24 protein-coding genes and 2 pseudogenes are annotated in these 23,701 nt (G+C 38.6%); 14 read left to right on the plus strand and 12 right to left on the minus strand.

Going from position 1 to position 23,701, the window contains the following annotated elements; genetic code table 11:
• Positions 1 to 305, minus strand: a pseudogene (locus F908_RS15525) (IS4 family transposase); the annotation flags it as partial.
• A 194-nt stretch (positions 306 to 499) separates the two neighbouring features.
• On the opposite strand from F908_RS15525, the gene F908_RS07285 reads away from it, so the two are divergent.
• From F908_RS07285 to tnpC, 5 genes and pseudogenes are all read left to right on the plus strand, one after another.
• Positions 500 to 1,420, plus strand: a complete 921-nt coding sequence (locus F908_RS07285; protein ID WP_162620833.1) for a LysR family transcriptional regulator — start codon at positions 500 to 502, stop codon at positions 1,418 to 1,420.
• A gap of 194 nt (positions 1,421 to 1,614) precedes the next feature.
• A pseudogene (locus F908_RS15530) lies at positions 1,615 to 1,862 on the plus strand (IS3 family transposase); the annotation flags it as partial.
• Between the two features lie 330 nt (positions 1,863 to 2,192).
• A complete protein-coding gene (tnpA, locus tag F908_RS07290) occupies positions 2,193 to 2,621 on the plus strand; it encodes an IS66-like element accessory protein TnpA (RefSeq protein ID WP_005157149.1) in 429 nt (142 codons plus the stop codon).
• On the plus strand, positions 2,618 to 2,953 hold the full coding sequence (gene tnpB / locus F908_RS07295; RefSeq protein ID WP_005157151.1) for an IS66 family insertion sequence element accessory protein TnpB: 336 nt from the start codon (positions 2,618 to 2,620) through the stop codon (positions 2,951 to 2,953). The genes tnpA and tnpB overlap by 4 nt, the downstream gene beginning before the upstream one ends.
• Positions 2,954 to 3,027: 74 nt before the next feature.
• The gene (gene tnpC / locus F908_RS07300) at positions 3,028 to 4,614 is read left to right on the plus strand and encodes an IS66 family transposase (protein ID WP_005158297.1); all 1,587 of its coding nucleotides are present in this window, start codon (positions 3,028 to 3,030) and stop codon (positions 4,612 to 4,614) included.
• Positions 4,615 to 4,638: 24 nt separating this feature from the next.
• On the opposite strand, the gene F908_RS07305 is transcribed toward tnpC, so the two are convergent.
• The 9 genes from F908_RS07305 to F908_RS07345 form a co-directional block, all read right to left on the minus strand.
• Positions 4,639 to 5,859: a mechanosensitive ion channel family protein gene (locus tag F908_RS07305; protein WP_005159840.1), complete on the minus strand. Its 1,221-nt coding sequence runs from the start codon at positions 5,857 to 5,859 to the stop codon at positions 4,639 to 4,641.
• A 117-nt stretch (positions 5,860 to 5,976) separates the two neighbouring features.
• Positions 5,977 to 6,516, minus strand: a complete 540-nt coding sequence (locus F908_RS07310) for a DUF2058 domain-containing protein (RefSeq protein WP_005159842.1) — start codon at positions 6,514 to 6,516, stop codon at positions 5,977 to 5,979.
• Positions 6,517 to 6,519: 3 nt separating this feature from the next.
• Positions 6,520 to 7,200 (minus strand): YoaK family protein, encoded by a 681-nt coding sequence (locus tag F908_RS07315; protein WP_005159845.1) that lies wholly within the window; start codon positions 7,198 to 7,200, stop codon positions 6,520 to 6,522.
• A gap of 9 nt (positions 7,201 to 7,209) precedes the next feature.
• On the minus strand, positions 7,210 to 8,409 hold the full coding sequence (gene sstT / locus F908_RS07320) for a serine/threonine transporter SstT (RefSeq protein ID WP_005159847.1): 1,200 nt from the start codon (positions 8,407 to 8,409) through the stop codon (positions 7,210 to 7,212).
• A gap of 424 nt (positions 8,410 to 8,833) precedes the next feature.
• The gene (locus F908_RS07325) at positions 8,834 to 9,619 is read right to left on the minus strand and encodes a thiazole synthase (RefSeq protein ID WP_004639328.1); all 786 of its coding nucleotides are present in this window, start codon (positions 9,617 to 9,619) and stop codon (positions 8,834 to 8,836) included.
• 23 nt (positions 9,620 to 9,642) lie between these two features.
• On the minus strand, positions 9,643 to 9,840 hold the full coding sequence (gene thiS, locus F908_RS07330; protein ID WP_005159852.1) for a sulfur carrier protein ThiS: 198 nt from the start codon (positions 9,838 to 9,840) through the stop codon (positions 9,643 to 9,645).
• A gap of 9 nt (positions 9,841 to 9,849) precedes the next feature.
• On the minus strand, positions 9,850 to 10,215 hold the full coding sequence (locus F908_RS07335; protein ID WP_005159854.1) for a DUF423 domain-containing protein: 366 nt from the start codon (positions 10,213 to 10,215) through the stop codon (positions 9,850 to 9,852).
• 107 nt (positions 10,216 to 10,322) lie between these two features.
• A complete protein-coding gene (gene rpoH, locus F908_RS07340) occupies positions 10,323 to 11,192 on the minus strand; it encodes an RNA polymerase sigma factor RpoH (RefSeq protein ID WP_004662417.1) in 870 nt (289 codons plus the stop codon).
• Positions 11,193 to 11,323: 131 nt separating this feature from the next.
• Entirely contained in the window at positions 11,324 to 11,563 is a 240-nt protein-coding gene (locus F908_RS07345) for a sulfurtransferase TusA family protein (RefSeq protein WP_005159855.1), read from the minus strand.
• 564 nt (positions 11,564 to 12,127) lie between these two features.
• Here F908_RS07345 and F908_RS07350 point away from each other — a divergent pair.
• The 3 genes from F908_RS07350 to fba all read left to right on the plus strand — a co-directional run bounded on the left by F908_RS07350 (position 12,128) and on the right by fba (position 14,829).
• On the plus strand, positions 12,128 to 12,340 hold the full coding sequence (locus tag F908_RS07350; RefSeq protein WP_004653893.1) for a cold-shock protein: 213 nt from the start codon (positions 12,128 to 12,130) through the stop codon (positions 12,338 to 12,340).
• Between the two features lie 100 nt (positions 12,341 to 12,440).
• Positions 12,441 to 13,592 carry an ATP-dependent RNA helicase RhlB gene (rhlB, locus tag F908_RS07355; protein WP_005159857.1) on the plus strand — a complete coding sequence of 384 codons (1,152 nt, stop codon included), beginning with the start codon at positions 12,441 to 12,443 and terminating at the stop codon, positions 13,590 to 13,592.
• Positions 13,593 to 13,791: 199 nt separating this feature from the next.
• The gene (fba, locus tag F908_RS07360) at positions 13,792 to 14,829 is read left to right on the plus strand and encodes a class II fructose-bisphosphate aldolase (RefSeq protein ID WP_004662410.1); all 1,038 of its coding nucleotides are present in this window, start codon (positions 13,792 to 13,794) and stop codon (positions 14,827 to 14,829) included.
• A 99-nt stretch (positions 14,830 to 14,928) separates the two neighbouring features.
• On the opposite strand, the gene F908_RS07365 is transcribed toward fba, so the two are convergent.
• Both F908_RS07365 and F908_RS07370 read right to left on the minus strand, forming a co-directional pair.
• Positions 14,929 to 16,239, minus strand: coding sequence for a peptidylprolyl isomerase (locus tag F908_RS07365; protein ID WP_005159859.1), 1,311 nt, complete (start codon positions 16,237 to 16,239; stop codon positions 14,929 to 14,931).
• Positions 16,239 to 18,704, minus strand: coding sequence for an LPS-assembly protein LptD (locus F908_RS07370; RefSeq protein ID WP_005159861.1), 2,466 nt, complete (start codon positions 18,702 to 18,704; stop codon positions 16,239 to 16,241). Before F908_RS07370 ends, F908_RS07365 begins: the two co-directional genes overlap by 1 nt.
• 118 nt (positions 18,705 to 18,822) lie before the next feature.
• Between F908_RS07370 and F908_RS07375 the strand changes: the two genes are divergently transcribed.
• The 6 genes from F908_RS07375 (at position 18,823) to F908_RS07400 (ending at position 23,699) form a co-directional block, all read left to right on the plus strand.
• On the plus strand, positions 18,823 to 19,836 hold the full coding sequence (locus F908_RS07375) for an aminoglycoside phosphotransferase family protein (protein ID WP_005159863.1): 1,014 nt from the start codon (positions 18,823 to 18,825) through the stop codon (positions 19,834 to 19,836).
• Positions 19,836 to 20,525, plus strand: coding sequence for an N-acetylmuramate alpha-1-phosphate uridylyltransferase MurU (murU, locus tag F908_RS07380; RefSeq protein WP_005159865.1), 690 nt, complete (start codon positions 19,836 to 19,838; stop codon positions 20,523 to 20,525). Before F908_RS07375 ends, murU begins: the two co-directional genes overlap by 1 nt.
• Before the next feature lie 176 nt (positions 20,526 to 20,701).
• A complete protein-coding gene (rsmG, locus tag F908_RS07385; RefSeq protein ID WP_005159868.1) occupies positions 20,702 to 21,337 on the plus strand; it encodes a 16S rRNA (guanine(527)-N(7))-methyltransferase RsmG in 636 nt (211 codons plus the stop codon).
• A gap of 18 nt (positions 21,338 to 21,355) precedes the next feature.
• Complete coding sequence (locus F908_RS07390; RefSeq protein WP_005159877.1) at positions 21,356 to 22,138, plus strand: ParA family protein; 783 nt, start codon at positions 21,356 to 21,358, stop codon at positions 22,136 to 22,138.
• A complete protein-coding gene (locus F908_RS07395) occupies positions 22,135 to 23,022 on the plus strand; it encodes a ParB/RepB/Spo0J family partition protein (RefSeq protein WP_005159879.1) in 888 nt (295 codons plus the stop codon). The genes F908_RS07390 and F908_RS07395 overlap by 4 nt, the downstream gene beginning before the upstream one ends.
• A gap of 47 nt (positions 23,023 to 23,069) precedes the next feature.
• A complete protein-coding gene (locus tag F908_RS07400) occupies positions 23,070 to 23,699 on the plus strand; it encodes a MotA/TolQ/ExbB proton channel family protein (protein ID WP_005159881.1) in 630 nt (209 codons plus the stop codon).
• Positions 23,700 to 23,701: the final 2 nt, after the last annotated feature.

Genomic DNA, 23,701 nt, shown 5'->3' on the forward strand with positions numbered 1-23,701 from the left:
TCTCGTTTTCCCCATTTCCAGTTGGTTCTATCCAAAGTTAATTGGACTTTATCGAATGAAAATATATTGAAAATTAACTGAGAAATTTGACGATAATCGAAGTACTGATCTGCAAAGAAGCGTTGTATACGTCGATAAAATGATTGTGGTAAGCACTTGATGGGTAAGGCTTTAGATGCAGAAGAAAGATTACATGTCTGTTTTACAATTAATGCAAGCATAATCAGTGTAAAACATTTTACACGTGACTTGTTCCACTTTAGATATTTGTTTAAGATGAGATGTAACTCATTGAAATGTGTCATCATATTCGTCGTCAGAAAACAAGTATTATGCCATTATTTCAATGAGTTGTCTTTTTTTGTCGTGTACAAAGAGCCTTGAGTTAAATCGAATCGAGATGGTATGGAAGCATAAACAATAATAAAATAAAATTCATAGTGAGACACACTCATGAATAACATGATAAGATGAATTAAATTCAATTGTGGTGATCGTTGTGTTAGAACTTCGTCATTTAAAAACATTAATTGCACTACGTGAGCATGGTTCATTGGTTGCTGCTGCGACAGATCTATGCCTAACTCCTTCAGCAATTTCGCATCAATTAAAAGAACTTGATCATTGGTATGGTGTAGAAGTTGTTAATCGCCGTAGTCGTCCAGTAAGTTTTTCCAATGTCGGCGAGCGATTGCTTCGACTAGCAGATGATGTGTTGCCTCAGGTTCAGATAGCACAAACGGATATTACTCGTATCGTGCATGGACAAACGGGGAGAATTATTTTTTCATCTGAATGTCATAGTTGTTTTGACTGGCTGATGCCTTTATTAAATCAATATCGCCAGCAATATCCAGATGTCGATTTAGATTTTGCAGCGGGTTTTGAGTCTAATCCGCATGAATTATTGCAAAATGCCGAGTTTGATTTATTAATCACTGCTGATCCAATTGCACTCAAAGGGATTGAATACTTTCCGATTTTTGAATACGAGTCACGGTTAGTACTCTCAACGACACATCCATTGGTGCGTAAAGAAATAATCCTAGTTGAAGATTTGGCTGAACAAACGTTGATTACTTATCCAGTTGATAAACATCGTTTAGATATCATGGCGCATTTATTCATTCCAGCAAATATTCAACCTAAGCATATTCGAACGACTGATTTAACGCAGATGTTAATTCAGTTGGTTGCCAGTGGGCGTGGTATTGCTGCTTTACCTGATTGGGTCGTTAATGAATATGAACAAAAGGGATGGGTTGTCAGCCGTCGTTTAGACTGTGTGTCGCCGCAAGGATTGAGACGCACATTATATGCAGGCTACCGTACTGAAGATAAGGAGAAGAATTACTTTGAAGGTTTTCTGAAGCAACTTGAGAAATTTTCAAAGAAGCGTGCGATGTATTATGAAGATTGAATAACTTCGTTATCTAGGTTGTAAAGGGAGATACACATTCTGTTTGAACGGCTTATATACTCTTATTTGCATATATAGAATGATTAACCAAGATGCCAATCCATAAGTGACCCTAGCCAAAATAATGTACACATAGTCCCTCTAAAGCTAACTTCATGCTAACTTTGGAGATGTAAAAATGGCTAAATGCTTTTTTAACGAATAACTGTATTCAAAGTATGTCACGCAGCTTTGCGCAGTGCACTGCTCATGTTGGGATAATGCAGTGACAGAAAGCTTCTATCATACTCTGAAAGGTCATGTGATACATGGTAGTGTGTTTGCCACTCGAAAAGAGGCGAATGCTGTCTTGTTTGACTATATTGAGATTTATTACAATCGGGTCAAAAGGCATTCCGCAAACGGCTGGTTAACCCTAGAAGCCTTTAAACAGAAACATTAATTAGGTGTGACTTATTCAACCATAGATAAAGCGCATGTGTACTTTCTGATTCCTTATCTTAGTTTATTGCAAAAATTTTTTAGATACTCAACCGATAAGAATAAAACTGCATTATCTACACATTTTAAGGTTTCATAGAAAATTTTGGGAAATTAGGTTTAAGGCTTTAGTATTGAAAAAAGCAAAGCCTTAAAGCTTAGTTCACATTAGATTTGAGCATCTTTAACAGGTAAATAGTTTTTAAAATCGTAAGCCTCCAGTGAATCACCACTATTTTTAGTGGATCAATCCCCCGATAGTGTCCACTAACCAATAAGTGGACACCTATTTATGGATTTAAAGACAGTTATAGACAGTGCACCAACGCAAAAAAAGCCTCGCCGAACTTTCACAGCCGAATTCAAACATCAGCTTATTCAACAATGCCAGCAGCCAGACACATCAGTGGCTAACGTGGCAATGCAACATCAGATCAATGCTAATCTACTGCATAAATGGATTCGCCAGTCCGAATCAATGCCCCCTCCATTAAAAAACCTGCCTATCCCACAGACCGACTTTCTTCCTGTCATTGTTCACTCGATGCCAGTCAAACAAGAGACATCTCCATCACCTGTGCCTGAGAAGAAAGCTCCTGCTCATATCAGGATTCCACTGCATGAGGGACCAGGTTCCGAAAGAGATCAAATGATTGAAATCGAATGGCCTGTGGAATCAACAACTGAATTACTATTTCTGCTGCAAGGTTTGATCAAATGATCCGCATTGATGAAATCTGGCTCTCTACCCAACCCATGGATATGCGAGCAGGTACAGATACTGCACTTGCTCAAGTCCTGAAAGCCTTTGGTGGTGTTAAACCCCATTGCGCCTATCTGTTCTGTAATAAACGAGGCCATCGTATGAAAGTGTTGGTACATGATGGTCTAGGGATTTGGCTGTGTGCCCGACGATTGGAACAAGGGAAGTTCCACTGGGCGCAGGTTCATCAGGGTGAAACAATGAGTATCAATGCGGAACAATTACAGGCATTAATTCAAGGTTTAGCTTGGCAGAGAATTGGGCAACAGCACGTGGTCACAATGATCTAAACCAGATACCTTTATTTTACCATCCTCCAAACGACCTATTTCATCCCTAACCTGATCTCAGGCATACTGCGGTCATGAATATGCTGCCTCATTTAAGCCAACTGACCCATGAACAATTGCTGGAATTTACCCAGCAGTTGGCAATGCAGAATCAGCAACTTGTAGAAGATAAACAACAACTCGAACAATCCAATCAACACCTCGATGCCAAAGTTCAGCACCTATCTGTACTCACACAAAAATACGAGCATGAACTTGCGCTGTTTAAACGGCATAAATTTGCTCAGAAGAATGAACACCTCACTGCCAAACAAATCAGCTTGTTAGATGAAGCAGTTGAAGAAGATATCGCAGCCGTTGATTTAGAACTGGAACGACTGAATGCGGATCAACCCAAATCGGCTGAAACCAAAGCAATAAAACCGAAACGCCGACCGCTGCCAGATCATCTAGCCATCATTCGTATAGAGCATGAGCCTGCATCGACACAATGCAGTTGTGGCTGCACGCTTCGTCGTATTGGTGAAGACCTGAGCGAGAAACTCAATTTCAGACCAGCACAGTTCTACAAGGAACAGCATATCCGTGGCAAATGGGTCTGTGATCAGTGTAATACCTTGATTCAAGAACCGATGCCTGCTTATGTGATTGATAAAGGCATTGCTACACCTGAATTGCTCAGCCATGTGCTGGTTTCAAAATATGCGGATCATTTACCTTTATATCGTCAACGTCTGATCTATCAGCGTGTCGGGGTTGATCTTGCTTGCTCAACCTTATCGGAATGGGTTGGTCAATGTGGTGTACAGTTAGAACCACTAGCAGAAGCCTTAAAACAGATCATATTACAACAACAGGTGATTCATGCAGATGAAACACCAGTGACCGTGATGCAGATTGCCGAGAAGAAACCCAAGAAAGGTTATGTCTGGGCCTATGCCACCACACAGTACAACTCTATTCAGGCGGTGATCTATGACTTTCAACCGAGTCGATCAGGTCAACATGCCGAAGATTTCCTAAAAGGCTGGCAAGGTCAACTGATCTGTGATGATTACAGTGGTTATAAGGCACGTTTTGCCTCAGGTCAGATGATTGAAGTGGGTTGTATGGCCCATGCCCGTCGTAAATTCCATGAGCTGCATGTGACGGGTAAAAGTCTCATTGCCGAACAAGCTCTGCAATTGATTCAACAGCTTTACCAAATTGAGGCAGAATTACGAGAGATACCAGACTGTAGTGCCGAACAACGCCACCAGCGAAGGCAGCAGGACAGTCAACCGATCATGCGTCAACTGTATGTCTGGCTGAAAGAATATCAAGATAAAGTACCAAAGAGTTCGCCTACAGCGAAAGCAATCAATTACAGCCTAAAACGCTGGTCTGCCTTAAGCCGTTATCTGGATGATGGCAATTTGCCAATAGACAATAATTGGATAGAAAACCAGATGCGTCCGTGGGCATTAGGCAGAAAAAACTGGCTATTTGCAGGATCACTGCGTAGTGGTCAACGGGCAGCGAACATCATGACTTTAATCCAGTCAGCCAAGCTGAATGGTCTTGATCCGTATGCCTATCTCAGTGATGTGTTGAAAAGGCTGCCAACACATAAAATGAAAGATATCGAAGCGCTGCTGCCGCATAACTGGAAGCCTGCTTGAGTTCAAGTGGGCTTCACTGGATGCTTACTTAAAATCATATCCTGACGGTGCTTGATAAATTCTCAAACCAAATTCAGGAATAATTGCAATCAAATGATCGAAGATATCAGATTGAATTGCTTCGTAAGATGCCCATGCTGTCGTATTTGTAAATGCATAAATTTCTAAAGGTAGACCTTCACTAGTGGGTTGTAGTTGACGAACTAAAATAGTTTGATTCTGCGCAATACCTTGATGTTGGCGTAAATAGAACTCTACATAAGCACGGAATGTTCCCACATTGGTTAAACGACGTTGGTTGCATTCTGATTGATTGCTTAAATGATCATTAAACTTATTAATTTCATCTTGTTTTGCATCAAGATAATGGTCTAAAAGTAAAAAGTCTTTTAATTTTCGCTGTTCACTATCAGTCATAAAGTGAACACTACTTTGATCAAGAAATATTGAACGTTTAATACGACGGCAGCCTGAATTACTCATACCACGCCAGTTTCTAAATGTATCAGTGACAAGTTTGTTGGTCGGAATGGTGGTCAGTGTTTTATCGAAATTTTGTACGGTCACTGTATGCAGAGATATATCAATCACATCGCCATCCGCATTTAAAGAGGGCATCTCAATCCAGTCTCCAATGCGAACCATATCATAAGAGGCAATTTGTACACTTGCGACTAAAGAGAGGATCGTATTTTGGAAGACCAGCATGAGAACTGCTGCCATTGCACCGAAGCCTGCGAGTAAAGTAAACACATCTTTTTTAAGAAAAGTACCTAAAATCATAAGACCACAGACAACGAATAAAATCAGTTTGATCAGCTGTAAATAACCTTTGATGGGTTTATTTCTCGATTTTGGATTGCGTTGATACAATAAGTTAAAAATATTCAGTGCTTCACTAATTGATAAAGCAAGCGTGAGAAAAATAAATGCCTGCGCTCCCATTTGTATTAATGTAATTACTTTTAATGGAAGATGGGGAACTGCACTGATTCCATTCATGATGACTATCGCAGGAACGATATTTGCAAATCGACGTGTAACGCTGTGTTGGGCAAAAATTGATTGATGGGGTGACTTAAGCTTTGTAATGATATGGCGGATACCACGCACAATAATTCTTTTGGCAATAAAATTTGCTAAAGCCGCTAGAAAAATCAAAATTGCGAATGAAATGAGCATTTCTAACCAAGGGTATTGGCTTAATTCACTTCTAATTTCGCTAATAAAACTTAAATAATTCAAATCATAACACCTTACAATTTTCACTTTGTTAATTGTAAGGTGTTAAAAGATATTATGATGAGTTGATCACATTTTGAATACGATCTGTAAGATTGTATTACATTAATGAGGTGTGATTTACCACATTAAATCATCTGGAATGACATAAGCCGCGTATGGATCTTCTTCATCAGTTGCTTGATCATTTTTCTCAGTATTATTGTTAACCAGAATAAATCCTTGCATTTTCTGATCAATTTTTTCTGCAAGAGCTTTAGGGAGATAAGCATATTTATCTTGATCTTTAGCAATAAATAAAGAACCCGTCACTAACGCATTATAAACTTGTTGTGAAAGATAAACCTTTTTAATTTTCCCCTCATCAATAAATTGATAGGTAACATCACCTTCTGTTTGCAAAATTTTATGTTGCTTGATCATTTGAATAATTGAAGCTTTAAGCGCTTTTTCTTCTAAAACCTTTTGTTTTTCTAAATTCAGTGCTTGGTCTTTGGCTAATTTCTCTTGATTCACTCGATCGATTTCAGCTTTTAATGAGGCATCATCATGTTGTCCAGTGCGTTGCTCATGTTGCACCTGTTTGGTTAATTTTTTGGCTTTTTTATTGTCGACCAAACCCGCTTTGAGTAACTGAGCTTGTAATGCATTTTTAACCATAATTCAATCCGAATTCGAGTTTGATAAAGAGCGAAAGTAAATTACCCAGTAAGCTATACTCATGGTCAGACTTAAACTTGCTGGTATTAGAAAAGTTTGTAATTTTAAATAAGGATAAAGCAAACTCGCAATAAGCCCACCGATAAAAAATCCTAGAAAGATGAGCAAGTGTAAAAAAATACGCCTATTTTCAATTTTTAGACCACGAACTTTATAACCTAAGGTTAAACCAATATCCGTTAAAACGCCTGATAAATGTGTTGTACGGATAATTGCACCTTTATAGTGACTGACCATCGCATTTTGTACGCCCATGGCGACACATGCCCACAACAAACCATAACGCGGGAAGTAAGGTAACAAAAGCCAAGTTAAAAATAGAAATGCAGCAACTAAACTAAGTGGGAAACCGTAATGATGACCAAAAGAGACATTGCTATCCCCAAGAATGAGACCGCTGTAAAACGATCCAATCACGAAGCATAAAACTACTAAACTGAGATAAATAAAATGCTCTGGTTGCCATTGTAGCAAACTCATTGCCAGCATGCTGACGTTGCCAGTCATGTGTGAAACTGATTGATGTAGAACAGTAAATAGCCCCAATACGTTAACCATACCAGCATTTAGTGCGAGTAAAAAAGCACCAAGTTGAATCCAGTTTGGTAAACGCTGTAAGGGCATAACAATCTACTAGTTTTTTCGGTTTCGGAAATCTACAGCAGCAGTAAATAAAACGTCAGTTGACGAATTCAGCGCAGTTTCAGTCGAATCCTGTAATACACTGATAATCATACCAATCGCAACTACTTGCATCGCAATTTCAGATGATATACCAAATAAACTACAAGCAACAGGGATAAGCAGTAATGACCCACCTGCAACACCTGATGCACCACATGCTGAAACGGTCGCAACGACTGAAAGGATAATCATCGTGCTTAAATCAACATGAATATCTAATGTATGAACAGTAGCAAGCGTTAATACTGTAATTGTAACCGCTGCACCTGCCATGTTGACTGTTGCTCCAAGTGGAATAGATACACTTGCGGTTGCTTCGTTTACACCTAAGCGTCGTGCTAAATCTAGATTCACAGGAATATTGGCAGCAGAACTACGCGTGAAAAATGCTGTGATTCCACTTTCTTTTAAACATTTGAACACTAATGGGTAAGGGTTTGCTCGCATCGTCAATGCGACTAGGATTGGATTAATCACTAATGCAACAAAAAGCATTGTTCCAATTAGTACAATTAACAAATGTGCATAGCTAGATAAGGTTGCTAAACCTGCATCCGCAAAAGTGACTGCGACTAAGCCAAAAATTCCCACGGGGGCAAAACCAATCACGGTGTGAATAATTTTATTCACTGCATCAGCTACATCAGTAAGCACTTGTTTCGTAGTCTCAGAACTATGACGTAATGCTAAACCTAAGCCGATTGCCCAGGCCAAAATACCAATAAAGTTTGCTTCACTAATCGCTTGTACAGGATTGGCAATAAAGCTTAATAATAAGTTCTTTAAAATTTCAGCCAAACTACCGGGTGCTTGTAGAGCTGGTTGAGTTGATAAATTAAGAAATAGCTGACTTGGGAAGGCAATACTTGCTACAACAGCACTAAATGCTGCGAGTAGCATTCCAACCACATACAAAATCATAACAGGTTTTAAGTTTGAGTTTTGCCCAACTTTGAAATTAGCAATCGAAGCAAGCACTAAAACAAAAACAAGAATCGGGGCAACCGACTTTAATGCTTTAATAAACAATTCACCTAATAAACTCAAATAAGGTGTAAAGTTAGGAAAAAGCAAAGCTACGCCAATCCCTAAAAAAATAGCAATAATAATTTTGCTGACTAAGCTCAAGCGAGACAATACATTAAACATATAAAAGCCTTATAAACCTATATGTGGTTTAAGGTTAAACAAGCGCCGTATTCTATACCTAAGCACTGTATTTTTTTAAATTTTTTTGATGAACGAATTACTTTAAAAATACCATAAAAATTAAAATAATGTTTTTAAAAGTATTTTATTTAAAAATACAGAATCTTTTTGTGTAAAAAAAGATCTTATCTCTATGGTTTTACTAAAAAACTATAAGTAAAAAGTCAGTATTCTTCTATCTAGTGCTTAAAATTTAGATTGATAACTTATTGATAATTCTAGGAACAATAAATCATTTTATCTCAAAAATTATTGTACAAATGAGTGGTTTTTAAAGAATTTGGTCTTATCCATATAATTATTGCATTAAGCAAATAGTGATTAATACAAATCGAGAAGGGACTTATTTAGTCCCTTCTTTCTCTTACTTGAAAAAATATCCTGTTTCAGGTGAGCTTGCATTGGCCATACGCTTACGTGGCATACGACCTGCTAAAAATGCTTCACGACCTGCTTCAACCGCTTTCTTCATCGCTGAAGCCATTAAAATTGGATTTTGAGCAGCCGCAATCGCTGTATTCATTAATACGCCGTCGCAACCCAATTCCATTGCAATTGCAGCATCACTGGCAGTACCCACACCTGCATCCACTAAAACAGGGACTTTGGCATTTTCTTTGATGATGGAAATAGTATGTGGATTCAAAATACCAAGACCAGAACCGATCAAGCTACCTAAAGGCATGATGGCAACACAGCCCATACTTTCAAGTTCTTGCGCAACAATAGGGTCGTCTGAGGTATAGACCATGATTTCAAAGCCATCATCAATCAAGGTTTGCGCCGCTTTAAGTGTTGCAGTGACATTTGGATATAAAGTTTTTTCATCACCAAGGACTTCTAACTTCACCAAATTGTGACCATCAAGCAGTTCACGAGCTAGCATACAAGTCCGAATTGCGCTATCTGCATCAAAGCAACCTGCGGTATTTGGCAGGATTGTGTATTTCTCAGGTGGAATCACAGAAAGTAGATTTGGTTGATCGGCATGCTGACCGATGTTGACACGACGAATGGCCACTGTGACAATTTCAGCACCACTGGCTTGAATGGCTAAATCAGTTTCATTGAGATCTTTATATTTACCAGTTCCGACCAATAAACGGGATTGGAAAGTACGAGAACCAATAATTAAAGGGGAATCTTGCATGGGCTTACTCCATTTTTAGCCGATTAGCCGCCACCAACAGCTTGAATAATTTCAATACGATCTTCAGGAGCAATTGTCGTTTGCTCAAGTCTACTTTTCGGAATAATCTGTTGGTTCTTCTCTACAGCAAAACGTTTGCCTTCTAAGGCTAAATTCTGAATCAATTGCTGTAGGTTTTCACAAGACGTGTCGATTGACTCGCCATTTAAATAGATGTGCATGATTAATCCTTATTTCGCATGCTTGATTGCTTGCCATGCGAGTAACAGCCAGCCCGCTATCATAAACGCACCGCCAATCGGTGTAATCGCACCTAAAATACGCGGTAGTCCGAGCGCCATAATGTACAACGAACCGCAGAAAAAGATGATACCAATTTGGATCAAAATAAAAGGAATTTTTATTGGAAATGTTGCTGTGGTTTTATGCAGGACGCCTAAGATAAGCAAACCAATTGCATGATAGAAAAAGTATTGAGTTGCTGTACCCCACCAAGCGAGTTGTTCTAGGGTTGCAAAAGATTTGAGTCCATGAGCACCAAAAGCACCCAACATAACTGCAAGTGCAAGATTAAGCGCCGAGATAGCTATCCACATAATGATAATGGAACTGGAAATTTGATGAACAAACTTAACATATTCGGGTGCTTAAACAAAGCCAGATAAAACAAAAGGGCATTAAAGCCCTTGTGTTTGATTCGATTTTAGCTTGCAGACATGGCAGTTTTGATTTTTTCCATTGCATTCTTTTCAAGCTGTCTAATACGTTCTGCTGAAACGTTATATTCTGCAGCCAGTTCATGCAAAGTCGATTTATCATCATCTAACCAACGACGTTGCAAGATATTACGAGAGCGATCATCAAGCTGTTCCATTGCCTCGTGCAAGGCAGAACTACTTTGCTCTTCATAATCTTCTTCTTCAATCAGTCGAGCTGGGTCGTATCGATTATCTTCAAGATAAAGTGCAGGAGCTGTATGTGGGGTATCGTCATCATCATCACCTTGAGCTTCAAAAGCAGCATCATAAGCGGTTAGGCGACCTTCCATTTCGAGCACTTGCTCTGGTGTTACATTCAAATCATTGGCAATTGATTTCGCTTCTTCTAATGTGAGTCGTTTGCTTGATTTTTTAAGACTACGTAAATTAAAGAATAATTTACGTTGTGCTTTGGTCGTTGCGATTTTGACAATACGCCAGTTACGAATCACATATTCATGAATTTCAGCTTTAATCCAGTGCACTGCAAAAGAGACTAAGCGAACACCCATATTGGGATCGAAGCGTTTGACCGCTTTCATTAATCCAAGGTTACCTTCTTGAATCAGATCGCCTTGTGGCAATCCGTAACCTGCATAGCTACGTGCAATATGTACGACAAAACGTAGGTGTGACATTACCAATAGTTTGGCAGCATCAAGATCTTGGTCATAATAATAACGTTCAGCAAGTTCTTTTTCTTGCTCGGCCGTTAGAATTGGAATTTGATTGACAGTACTGATATATGCACCAAGATTTACACCTGGCGCAGACAATGACAGGGGCATCAATTGATTGCTGCTGTCAGTAGTCATGGAGTCTCCTTATAGGATGGTATTTAAGTCAACAATTTCATCTTAATGCGAATGTTCTTCATCACTAAGAAAATTTGAGTATAAAAATGTAAAGTTATCTAGTTTATCTTTAGCTAGAGTTTATCAAAGAATTACATAGATTCAATTAAATAGTGAAACTCATTCTCTGAAATTTTTTGTGTCTGGCATTGAAGTTGCTGGATTTGGCAATATCGTGTTACATCAATTTCACTATGTGGATCAGATGATTTCAATAAATACTGTTTAGATCCTTCAGCTTTTTTTAAAGCACGTTTCAACATCAATAGTGGCATTGGACAGGGTTGCCCAAGTGCATCAATCACTTCAGGGCATGCGGATATTTGTGTCATAAAGTTTTAATAAATTGAGTTTGATATGATTTTAACAAACTTATATGGTGATTACTGAGGATTTACTCTGAATTATTTGGGAAGTTATATTAATTCGGTTTTTCTCTTTTGAGCTTTTAATCTTAAAAATGGTTGTGAATGTTTTTTAAACCTAATAACTAGCTCAATAGCGTTGAATGCAAATGAATCGCTTTGATTTTCTTTTCTGATTAATTTTATCTAAAATTGTTTCTCGTTTTATGGCAATAAAGCAGTGCATTTTTATACTAAAAAAAGCACTTAAAAACTGCTAAATTATTGAAAAAAACAGATAGAAACATTGGAAATAACTCAAAATAAATCTATTAATTATCATGAACCCATGTTAAGCTCGATGCGTTTTAGGATGTATGCTATACGATAAGATCGTTAAAAAAACCTATAACAAATGGATGTAACCGGAAATTGTTGATAGTTTTACAGAATGATTACAAGCTTTGAAATTATAAATATTTTAAAACCTTGTTGGCTCTGCTGTTTGCAACACCGGAAGGTCCTTATCTTTCAATATCTGAGGATTGACTTATGACAGCTCGTGAACAAGGCGTAGTAAAGTGGTTTAATGACACTAAAGGCTTTGGTTTTATTCAACGTAATGGTGGTGATGACGTATTTGTTCATTTCCGCGCAATTATGGGTGACGGTCACCGTTCTTTACGTGACGGCCAACGCGTTGAATTCAGCGTAGTTCAAGGACAAAAAGGTTTCCAAGCTGAAAACGTTCAGCCTTTAGACTAATTTGTTGCTTTAACGCAATATAAAAACGCTCCAATGTTATTTGGGGCGTTTTTGTTTATAATGCCACTTTCTTTTGATCATTGATGGTTCGAGAGCATATATGACATCTGGTTTTGAAACCTTAAATTTACATCCGCAGTTGAAGAAGGCAATTGATGCTTTGGGTTTTACACAAATGACCCCAATTCAACAAAAGGTTTTGAAATATACATTAGCAGGGCATGATGCCATTGGTCGAGCGCAAACTGGTACAGGTAAAACAGCAGCCTTTTTGATTAGTGTGATCAATGATCTATTAAATAATCCGCTACAAGAAAAACGTTTTCGTGGCGAACCACGTGCGCTGATTCTGGCTCCTACACGTGAGTTAGCACTACAGATTGAGAGTGATGCACAAGCTTTAACAAAATTTTCAAACTTACATCTTGTCACTCTACTTGGTGGTGTGGATTTTGATAAGCAAAAGAAAATGTTGGATAGTAATTTTGTTGATATTATCGTTGCAACGCCTGGTCGTTTAATTGATTTTGTCGAGCAAAAAGAAGTTTGGTTGGATAAGATCGAATTCCTTGTGATTGATGAAGCCGATCGTTTATTAGATATGGGTTTTATTCCATCGGTAAAACGGATTGTGCGTTATTCACCCTTCAAAGAACAACGTCAAACTTTAATGTTTTCTGCAACTTTTAGCTACGATGTGCTTAATCTTGCTCGTCAGTGGTTATTTGAACCTGTAACGGTTGAAATTGAGCCTGAGCAAAAAACCAATAATGATGTGGAGCAGCGTGTTTATGTGGTTGCGAAACAAGATAAGTACAAATTATTGCAAGAAATTTTGCGTGATGAACCAATTGATAAAGTTATGATTTTCGCAAATCGTCGAGATCAGGTCCGTCGTTTATATGATCACTTAAAGCGTGATGGTTATAAAGTCGGTATGTTATCTGGTGAGATCGCTCAGGATAAACGCTTGAAAATGCTCGACCAGTTCAAACAAGGTAAGCACAACATTATGATCGCAACAGACGTTGCTGGTCGTGGTATTCACGTTGACGGCGTATCGCATGTGGTGAATTTTACTTTGCCAGAGCAGTCTGATGATTATGTTCATCGAATTGGTCGTACAGGTCGTGCTGGTGCTCAAGGTGTTAGTATTAGTTTCTTATCGGAAGATGATGCTTTCTATTTGCCAGAAATTGAAAAAGCGATTGGTAAAAAGTTACCTTTAACGCGTTTAGATGGATATTGTTAAGCCTAAACAAGATTTTTTGATATTCACATAACATTTAAAAAGACTAAATTTTTTCTTAATTTAGTCTTTTTTTATTTTGAAAGGCTTTCATTTGCTAAATTATACAAAAGATTCATGATTTTTGCGGAAATCCATTGATTAGTTGCTGAATTGAAGTAAATCAACATGTAGAATATGGCGCATTACCTGGGAGGATATTATGGCACTCATCTCAATGCGCCAGCTCTTGGATCACGCTGCAGAACATAACTACGGCGTACCAGCGTTTAACGTAAACAATTTAGAACAAATGCGTGCAATTATGCTCGCTGCTGATGCAACGAATTCACCTGTTATTGTGCAAGCTTCGGCAGGTGCACGTAAATATGCAGGTGCACCTTTCTTACGTCATTTGATTTTGGCAGCTATTGAAGAATGGCCACATATTCCTGTGGTAATGCACCAAGATCACGGGACGAGTCCTGATGTCTGTCAACGTTCTATTCAATTGGGCTTTAGCTCTGTGATGATGGATGGTTCATTGGGTGCTGATGGTAAGACTCCAACATCATATGACTATAATGTTGATGTTACTCGTCGTGTTGTCGCAATGGCACATGCGTGTGGTGTTTCAGTTGAAGGTGAGATTGGTTGCTTAGGTAGCCTTGAAACTGGTATGGCTGGTGAAGAAGATGGTGTTGGTGCTGAAGGTGTGTTGGATCATTCTCAATTACTCACTTCTGTTGAAGAAGCAACTCAATTTGTCGCTGATACGAATGTAGATGCTTTGGCAATTGCTGTTGGTACTTCACATGGTGCGTACAAGTTTACTCGTCCACCTACAGGCGATATCTTGGCAATTGATCGCATTAAAGAAATTCATGCTGCGTTACCAAATACGCATCTTGTAATGCATGGTTCAAGCTCTGTACCACAAGAGTGGTTGGCTGTGATTAACCAGTATGGTGGTGATATCAAGGAAACTTACGGTGTTCCTGTTGAGCAGCTAGTGGAAGCAATCAAACATGGCGTACGTAAGATTAATATTGACACCGATTTGCGTTTAGCATCTACAGGTGCGATGCGTCGTATGATGGCTGAAAAACCAAGCGAATTTGATCCGCGTAAATTCTTTGGTGAAACAGTTGAAGCGATGAAGCAAATCTGTGTAGATCGTTATAATTCATTTGGTACATCAGGTAATGCAGATAAGATCCGCCCAATTTCTTTAGAGAAAATGGTTGATCGTTACAAATAATTGATTTGTAATCTAAAAAATAGCGGCAATTGCCGCTATTTTTATTTTGAATATAGTTAAAATAAAACTGCCTACGATAACCGGCAGTTTTAACTTGGATTATTTCGGTGCTTTCGTGTCTAGATTTGCATCTTTAATTTCAACATAAGCATTAGCCCGAAGTTCACGCATCCAACCGTCTACTTCAGTATCAAACAAACGCTCACCTAAAATTTGACGAGCCATACGTTCTTGCACTTCTTTAGTCATATCTTGTTGGCGAGTATCAGTCACTTGTAAAATGTGCCAACCAAATTGGCTCTGGAAAGGTTTACTGATTTGCCCAACTGGTGTTTCTTTCATGACTTGTTCAAACTCTGGCACCATAACACCAGGACTTACCCAGCCTAAACTGCCACCATCACGTGCTGAACCAGTATCATTTGAATAGGTTGCAGCGAGGGTTGCAAAATCTTCGCCCGCCTTCGCACGATTATAAAGACTATCAATCATTTGTTTTGCACGATCTAAGCTGACAACTTCAGATGGTTGAATCAAAATATGTCGAGTTTTATATTGTGATACAAGTGCTTTTTGATCATTTTGTTTGCGTTCTAAAAGTTTTAAAACATGAACGCCATCGCGGACATTGATCAGTTCTGTGGTCTGACCAGTTTGTAATGGTGTTATACGTGCTGCAAGTTCAGTAGGAATGTCTGATAGTGCTCTGAATCCCATATCAGCACCATCAACCTTGATTGCACTGGTTGCAAGCTTGACACTAATCGCTTTAGGATCATCACTAGTTGCAAGTGCTTGTTTGACTTCTTGTGCAACTTTTTTAACTTCTTCGCTATTTTCACCAGAAATACGCATGTGAATCACATGGACTTGTGTGCCAAGTGCAGCTTGGCCTTCTGGTGAATTTAAAAAATTTTCAACATCATGATCACTGATTTTAATACGAGACATGACTTGTTGTTGGCGTAAACGACCAATTGCTAAATCTTCCGCGATCCTATTACGTAAATTTTCATAAGTATCTGGTGCAATCGCATCCAATTTTTGTTGGAATGCTTCTAGTGTATTGGCACCTGATTGATTTGCAATTTTTAAGACAGCAGTATTTAAACTTTTTTCATCAGCTTTGATGCCAAAACGTTTTACCTGTTCTAATTGGGCCTGACGGATAATGAGCTGATCAAGCACTTGCATTTGTAAATACTGTTGGGGTGGCACAGTTTTATTTTGTGCTTTTAACTGATGTTCTGTTTCTGCAATCCCTTGTTCTAAATCACTTTTAAGAATGACACTACTATCAACTATTGCAACAACCTCATCCGTAGGTTGCGCAAAGCTTTGCATTGATGAAGAAATAAGTGTAGCGAGAACAGTCGCTTTAAAGATATGTTGGAAAGATTTTATCTTCATTAACGTTGTGTCCAAGATTGATTAATTTTGTTGAAACCTAAAACTCTATTTTCAAGAAGAGAGGCGAGCTTATTGTTGAGTGCACCTAAACCTTTAAGTGTTACCTCAGCCATAACAGCGCGTTTTCTATGAACATCTGGTGAGTTTGGATCATCTAAATCATTATAGTAAGATCTGCCATAAACTGAAATTGCCCAGCAGCAAGATTCATAATTCACACCAAGTAAGTATTCTCGCATTAAACTATTATCTAAGTCGTATTGAGCATGACCCATAATACGCCAATTATCTTTTATTGGTTGTATAAACGATGCAACAGCTTGGTCGTATGAACTTTGACGATCTGGAATATTGTTACGATAGAAATAACCTACATTGTATAAGTTGCCTTTTTCTCCAGCATAGTAGGCTTGGAAATCACGTTGAGCATTGTCGCCATTTGACATCCACGCAGAATTTGCAGCTATGGTAAAGTTTTGATTCAATTGACTTGAAACACTTACAATTGGACCCGTACGGCGCTGTGTATCGAACTCATCTGGTTGTTGATTTAATGTTACACGTCGATCACTAAAATAATAGCTTTGCCCAATACTTGCTTTAATACGTTCCAAGCCCTCTGTGTCTAGTAGGCTATAAGTTACACCCAGAGACAAGAAGTTATTGTCATCTAAACGGTCGTGTCCATAGAATCGATACGGGTTGAAAAGTTGATCGTAATTAATTGATGCTGTGGTGGAATCAAAGTTAGGATAATCATCTTGTTTTTTATAAGGAGAATAGGCATAAAACGCACGAGGAGAAATACTCTGCAAATATTTACCTTCTTTTTCGAAAGTAACACCTGTTGCAAAACTAAATTGAGGTACCGCAACGGATTTTTCTAAATCATCTGATGTTGAAAGACCGCGACCCTCTTTAGAGTCTTGATCGTAAAAAGTATTAATGCTTCTAACAGATATTTCTGGAATAGCATAAAACCACGATGGAGTTAGGTAGTTATAGCGAACGGCAAATTGGTTATAAATACGTGTACCACTTGACTCTAATGCAGAACCATCATTGATCGATTTCTTAAAATAAGCAGTGTCATTATTAAACTCATATTGTAAGCCTTGAGGATTCCCGCCTACATAATTTAATAAAAACTGTGGAAGTCGTGCATAAGGCTTATCTGCATCTTTGATATTTTGATCTAGCGTTTGAAAGTCTTCAACCTTTAATTGGGCCTTAAGTCCAGGAATACCATTGCGATAATTAAGTTCCCATGCGCGACGTAAGTTAAGATCTGTTCGTGTGTTTGGGTTATTATTGAAGTCTGCAAAGTAGTCTTTATCGGAAGCGTAGTTGTACTCTAAGTTGGTTGACCATTGGTTATTGATTTTCCAATCATGAAGAAAATGCAAATCACTTCGATCTTTATCTTCGTAATGATTGTCGTTTGGTAAATATCCACCCCAAATATGACCAGAGCCAAAATTTTCAGTCATATAGCGGAATTCGGCATCTAATTTTGCGCCGCGTTTGCTCATATAACTTGGTGTGAGGGTAAGATCATAATTTGGTGCAAGATTTAAGTAAACAGGTGTAGTCAGTTGAACGCCACCTTCGTTACTATAACCAAAATTTGGACTTAATAAACCAGTGGTACGACGGTCATCAATTGGAAAGTTGAAATATGGTACGGCTAAAACAGGCACGTCTTTTACATACAGTTTTGTTCCGCGAGTTACGCCACGACCTGTTGCTTGGTCAAGTTCAATTTGTTTAGCTTGAATTTTCCAAGCTGGTTTTTGTTCAGGAGGGCAAGCGGTATAACTTGCATCTTTTAAAACAACTAAATTTTCATTCTGTCGTTTAATCTGGCTTGCATGTCCGTGGGCATGTTGCTGTTCAGAAATATAAAAACTATTGTTCAAATCACCTGTTTGAGTTTTTAAATTATAATTTATTGCATCACTTTGAGTGAGTAGGCCTGATTGAGCAAGCTGTACTCGACCTTGAGCGGAGGCGTGCGTCTGGGTTGAGTCAATCGTAACTTGATCTGCACGAATTGTGCGACCTTCTTGATCAATCACGACATTACCTTGTAGAACAGAATCGCCAGTTGGGTTGTAATGCCCATAATCAGCGGTAATCACGGAGGTCGTTGTATTGGAATTGCTTGCCTTTGTTTCGGGATTAATTGGTGTGACCCATGTTCCCTGACAAAAAGAAGAGCTTAAATAACGATTGTCTCGTAATTGTGCCTCTGGTGCAGATTTGTCGACATAATATTGCTGAAAAAATTTTTCACCAGGATAACTGTCTTGATCTTGGTTTTTTTGGATAGTGGCTTTCAGCTGTTTATTGTCAAGCGTAGAGACAGCATCAGCTGGAGCTGCGAAACCTGATTGGATCGAGCCGCCACACAAGAGTGTCAAAATAGCTGTTGCTAAAGGATTAAATTTAAACTGATGTTTCATTGTCTCATTAACCAGTACGCTAATTCACAATTAATTATTGTCGCATCATAGAGAAAAAGTTGATAAGTGGCTACACTTAAGCTTTCAAAATCTCAGCTAGTTTTAGATTTTATTGCAAATGAATACACAACGTGAACAATTGATACAAACTTGGCTCCAAGCCACTCTCCAATCTGATCAATTCGAGATCAATTATTTGGCTGGAGATGCAAGCTTTCGCCGTTATGCGCGAATTAAGTTACAAAACAAAACATATATGCTGATGGATGCACCACCTGAAAAAGAAGATTGTGCACCATTTGTAAGTATTGATGAGTTTTTTGACAAAAATGGTGTGCGTGTTCCGCATATCGTTGCTAAAGACCTGACTTTGGGGTTGTTACTATTGGAAGATTTTGGTGATGTTGTACTTTCAACGTTATTAACAGATGAAACTGTTGACCAATACTATGCACAAAGCTTTGAACAGTTGATTGAATTACAACAAATCGACGGTCTTGAACAACTACCCGCATACTCTTATGAAAAATTAATGACTGAGATGCGTTTGCTGACAGAGTGGATGTTGCCTTCATTAGATATTCAGCCTACAGAGCAGCAGTTAGAAACAATTGAACAAGCTTTTGACTTTTTAGCTGTTGAGGCGACGCATCAGCCACAAGTGATTGTGCATCGTGATTTTCATAGTCGTAATTTGATGAAAATAGAAAACGAGCAAGCATTAGGAGTGATCGACTTCCAAGATGCAGTCATTGGTGCAGATACCTATGATCTGATCTCGATTACACGTGATGCTTATGTACAGTGGAATGCTGAGCGTGTCTACGAATGGTTTGAGGTGTTCTATAACTTATTACCAGCTGTAGCGAAAGAAAACCGTAGTTTCGAGCAATTCAAGCGAGATGCAGATTTGATGGCGATTCAACGCCATCTGAAAATTCTAGGTATCTTTGTCCGTCTGTTTGAGCGTGATGGTAAATCTGGGTACTTAAAAGACTTACCACGAGTAATGTGGTATTTGCTTGAAGAAAGCCAAGGCTATGATGAGCTGAATGAATTTATGCAGTTTATTCGTGATGTGGTCATGCCTAAATTTATTGCGAAATATGGCGATTACGAGGTTGCAGCATAATGAAAGCGATGATTCTTGCTGCAGGGCTAGGGAATCGCATGCGTCCTCTGACCTTACATACACCTAAACCTTTGCTTGAAGTAGGTGGAAAGCCACTGATTGTTTGGCATATTGAAAAGTTGCAAAAGATTGGTGTTACAGAGATTGTCATTAATACCGCTTGGTTGGGTGAAAAACTGGCAACTACTTTAGGAGATGGCTCAAAATTCGGTGTGACGATTTTGTGGTCTCATGAAGGAGAAGGGCTTGAAACCGCAGGTGGTATTATCAATGCTTTACCATTACTGGGTGATGAACCTTTTATTTTGGTGAATGGTGATGTTTGGACCACGATGGATTTTTCGTCATTGTTAAATGTGCATTTGGGAGATAAGCAAGCACACTTAGTATTGGTTGAAAATCCACCGCAGCACCAGAAAGGTGATTTTATCTTGTCTAATAATTTGGCCCACACTTTTGAGCAGGGACAAATAGGTGAAGCCTTAACTTATAGTGGTGTTGCAGTATTAGCTCCGCAGATGTTTAATGGTTTGGAAAATGGTAAAAGACCTCTAGCGCCATTATTAAAGCAAGCGATGCAACAACAACAAGTGTCAGCTGAAAAATTACAAGGGATTTGGGTGGATGTTGGCACACCTGAACGTTTGGAACAGCTAGATCAACAAATTAAGCAAAATAAGTTTTCGTAATAGGTTATTGTCTTATTTACCTTAAATTTGTCTAAGGAACGACAAAAAACTGAATAGATTGTGCAGTTTATCAGGTTTGAAAATGTTTAACTGCATAATCGTTCAACAAGTCCTACTGTGCCTTGCATCAGAAATCGGTATACTGCACGGCAAGTTTATCGAGATGTCGCACTGTTATGCATCCTTTTTTTCAAGAATTAAAGCAAGGTAGTCAAGCGTTAGGTTTAAACCTAAGTGAGGAAACGCTAACACTCTTATTGAAATATCAAGATGCTCTCGTGCTATGGAATAAAGCATATAACCTGACAGCGATTCGTGACCCGAAAGAAATGCTGGTTAAACATTTATTAGATAGCTTAAGTATTTTAAATGATTTGCCACAAGGACGTTTATTAGATGTTGGCACGGGTGGTGGAATGCCGGGCATGATCATTGCATTATGTCAACCAGAGCGCTCGTGTGTATTATTAGATTCAAATGGAAAAAAAATTCGTTTTCTTAAGCAATTTATTGCCGATTTAAAATTGGATAATGTTGTTGCAGTTCAAACACGTGTAGAAAATGAAGACACTATTGATGAACTTGGTCAGTTTGATGTCATTACTAGTCGTGCATTTGCTTCATTAACTGATTTTGTAGATGCAGCGCAACCCTATATGCATGAGCAGAGTATTATTGCTGCAATGAAAGGTTTGGTTCCAACTGATGAAATGGAACAGATCAAAGAACAGTATTCATGCAAAGTGATTGAGTTGCGTGTGCCGCGATTAGATGAACAACGTCATTTACTTTTACTTCAACGAATTCAATAAAAAATATTAAGGGTAATCATGGCTCAAATTATTGCGATTGCAAACCAAAAAGGTGGCGTGGGAAAAACCACAACAGCCGTTAATCTTGCTGCTTCTTTGGCGATTTTGAAGAAACGTGTCTTATTGGTTGATATGGATTCTCAAGGTAATGCCACTATGGGGTCTGGCGTTCAAAAGAATGACTTACTTTACTCGATTACCGATGTGTTGTTGGGTGAAGTGCCAATTGAAACAGCAATTCAGAAAGCTGACGTTGGTTATAAAGTTTTAGGTGCAAATCGTGAACTTGCTGGCGTTGAGTTAGCAATTGCCGAGCAAGAAGGGCGAGAGTTTATTCTCAAAAATGCGTTACAAGAAGTAGATTCAGCATTTGATTATATTATTGTAGATTGTGCACCAAGCCTAAGTTTGATAACTGTGAATGCTTTGGCTGCGGTCAATGGTGTAATTATTCCGATGCAGTGTGAATATTATGCTTTGGAAGGTTTGGCAGATTTGACACAAACAATTGATCGTATACAAAAAGCCCTGAATCCAAACTTGGAAATTGTAGGGGTGTTACGTACGATGTATGATGCTCGTAACGCTTTAACCCGTGACGTGTCTGCTGAGTTAGAGCAATATTTTGGTAAAAAGTTATACGAAACGGTGATCCCTCGGAATATTCGTTTGGCTGAAGCGCCAGCACATGGCTTACCAGTGATTTATTTCGAAAAAAGCTCAAAAGGTGCAGTTGCATATTTGAATTTAGCTGCAGAAATGTTGAAGAAAAGTAAAGTGAAAAAAGGAAGTGCTGTATGAGCATCAAAAAACGCGGATTGGCTAAAGGTCGTGGTTTAGATGCACTATTGGGTTCAATTCAAAAAGAGAAATTGCAACTTGAAGCACAGGCTTTGGATCATGGTCAACTCAAGCAAATTGATGTCAATTTACTGAAACGTGGCGAATATCAGCCACGTCGTTTTATTCAAGAACAAGATTTACAGGAACTTGCTTCATCAATTGAGAAGCATGGCGTAATGCAACCGATTGTGATTCGTCCAGTGGATGATGAAGAACACCCTTATGAGATTATTGCAGGTGAACGCCGTTGGCGTGCTGCCCAATTAGCAGGTTTGGCTGAAATTCCAGCAATTGTACGTGACTTAAATGACCAAGTTGCAATCGCATTGGCGTTAATTGAAAACATTCAGCGACAAGATCTCAATCCAATTGATCAAGCGGTAGCTTTGCAGCGTTTCCATGATGAATTTGGTTTAAGTCATCAAGAAATCGCGGATACAGTAGGTAAGGCTCGTACTACGGTGAGTAACCTATTGCGGTTATTAAGTTTGGCTGATCCAATTAAGGACTTAATGCAACAAGGTCAACTTGATATGGGACATGCTCGTGCCATTCTGACCCTAAAAGCAAAAGAGCAAATGGATGTTGCTAAAATCGTAATTGAAAAAGCATTATCAGTGCGTCAGACTGAACAGTTAGTACGTGAGTGGAGTGAACCAAAGCCTGCAAAGGAAAAGGTGCAGGTTTCTCCTGATATTGAACAATTGACTCAGAAACTATCGGAACGTTTTGGAGCAAATGTTAAAATTGACCATAACCAAAAAGGTAAAGGAAAAATGGTCATTCATTATCACTCATTGGATGAGTTGGATGGAATTTTAAATATTTGTTTACCTAACTAATATTTAAGGTGCGTCCTTTTATATTTTAAATATTATTGGGGAATAATATGTGGGAACTTGTGAAAGCGGGTGGTTGGTTAATGCTACCGCTTATTCTCTCATCAATTTTTACGGTTGCTATTACAATTGAGCGATATATTCGCTTAAGACGGTCACAAGTTTTACCTCAAGCATTACTGGTTCAAGGCTCAAATGTGGATAATGTTATTTCACATTTAGAGCAAGAAGACGTTGTAAAAAGTCCGTTAGGTCGTATTTTAAAAGCTGGTTATGATCATCAAGATCAAGGTGAGCAGTTTGCGCGTGCACAAATGGAAGCAACAGCTTCCCAAGAAATCAGCTATCTAGAAAAAAATATTAACTTTTTAGGTACATTGAGCGCGATTGCACCCTTACTTGGTTTGTTAGGAACAGTACTTGGTATTATTGAATCGTTTTTAGTGATTGATATCGGTTCTGCTGGAAATGCAAGCATGATGATGCCTGGTATTTCTAAAGCATTGATTACTACGGCTGTAGGTATGCTGATAGCGATTCCAGCAATGATTGCTTATCGTTATTTTCAACGTGTAGTACATGAATATATTGCTGAGTTAGAACAACAATCAACATTATTTCATGCTGCACTTTTCTACAAAAAAGCACCTCATGTGCAAGAAAATCGCCGTGCAAGCTGAGC

The sequence above is a fragment of the Acinetobacter sp. NIPH 284 genome (assembly GCF_000369425.1).
Lineage (GTDB): Bacteria > Pseudomonadota > Gammaproteobacteria > Pseudomonadales > Moraxellaceae > Acinetobacter.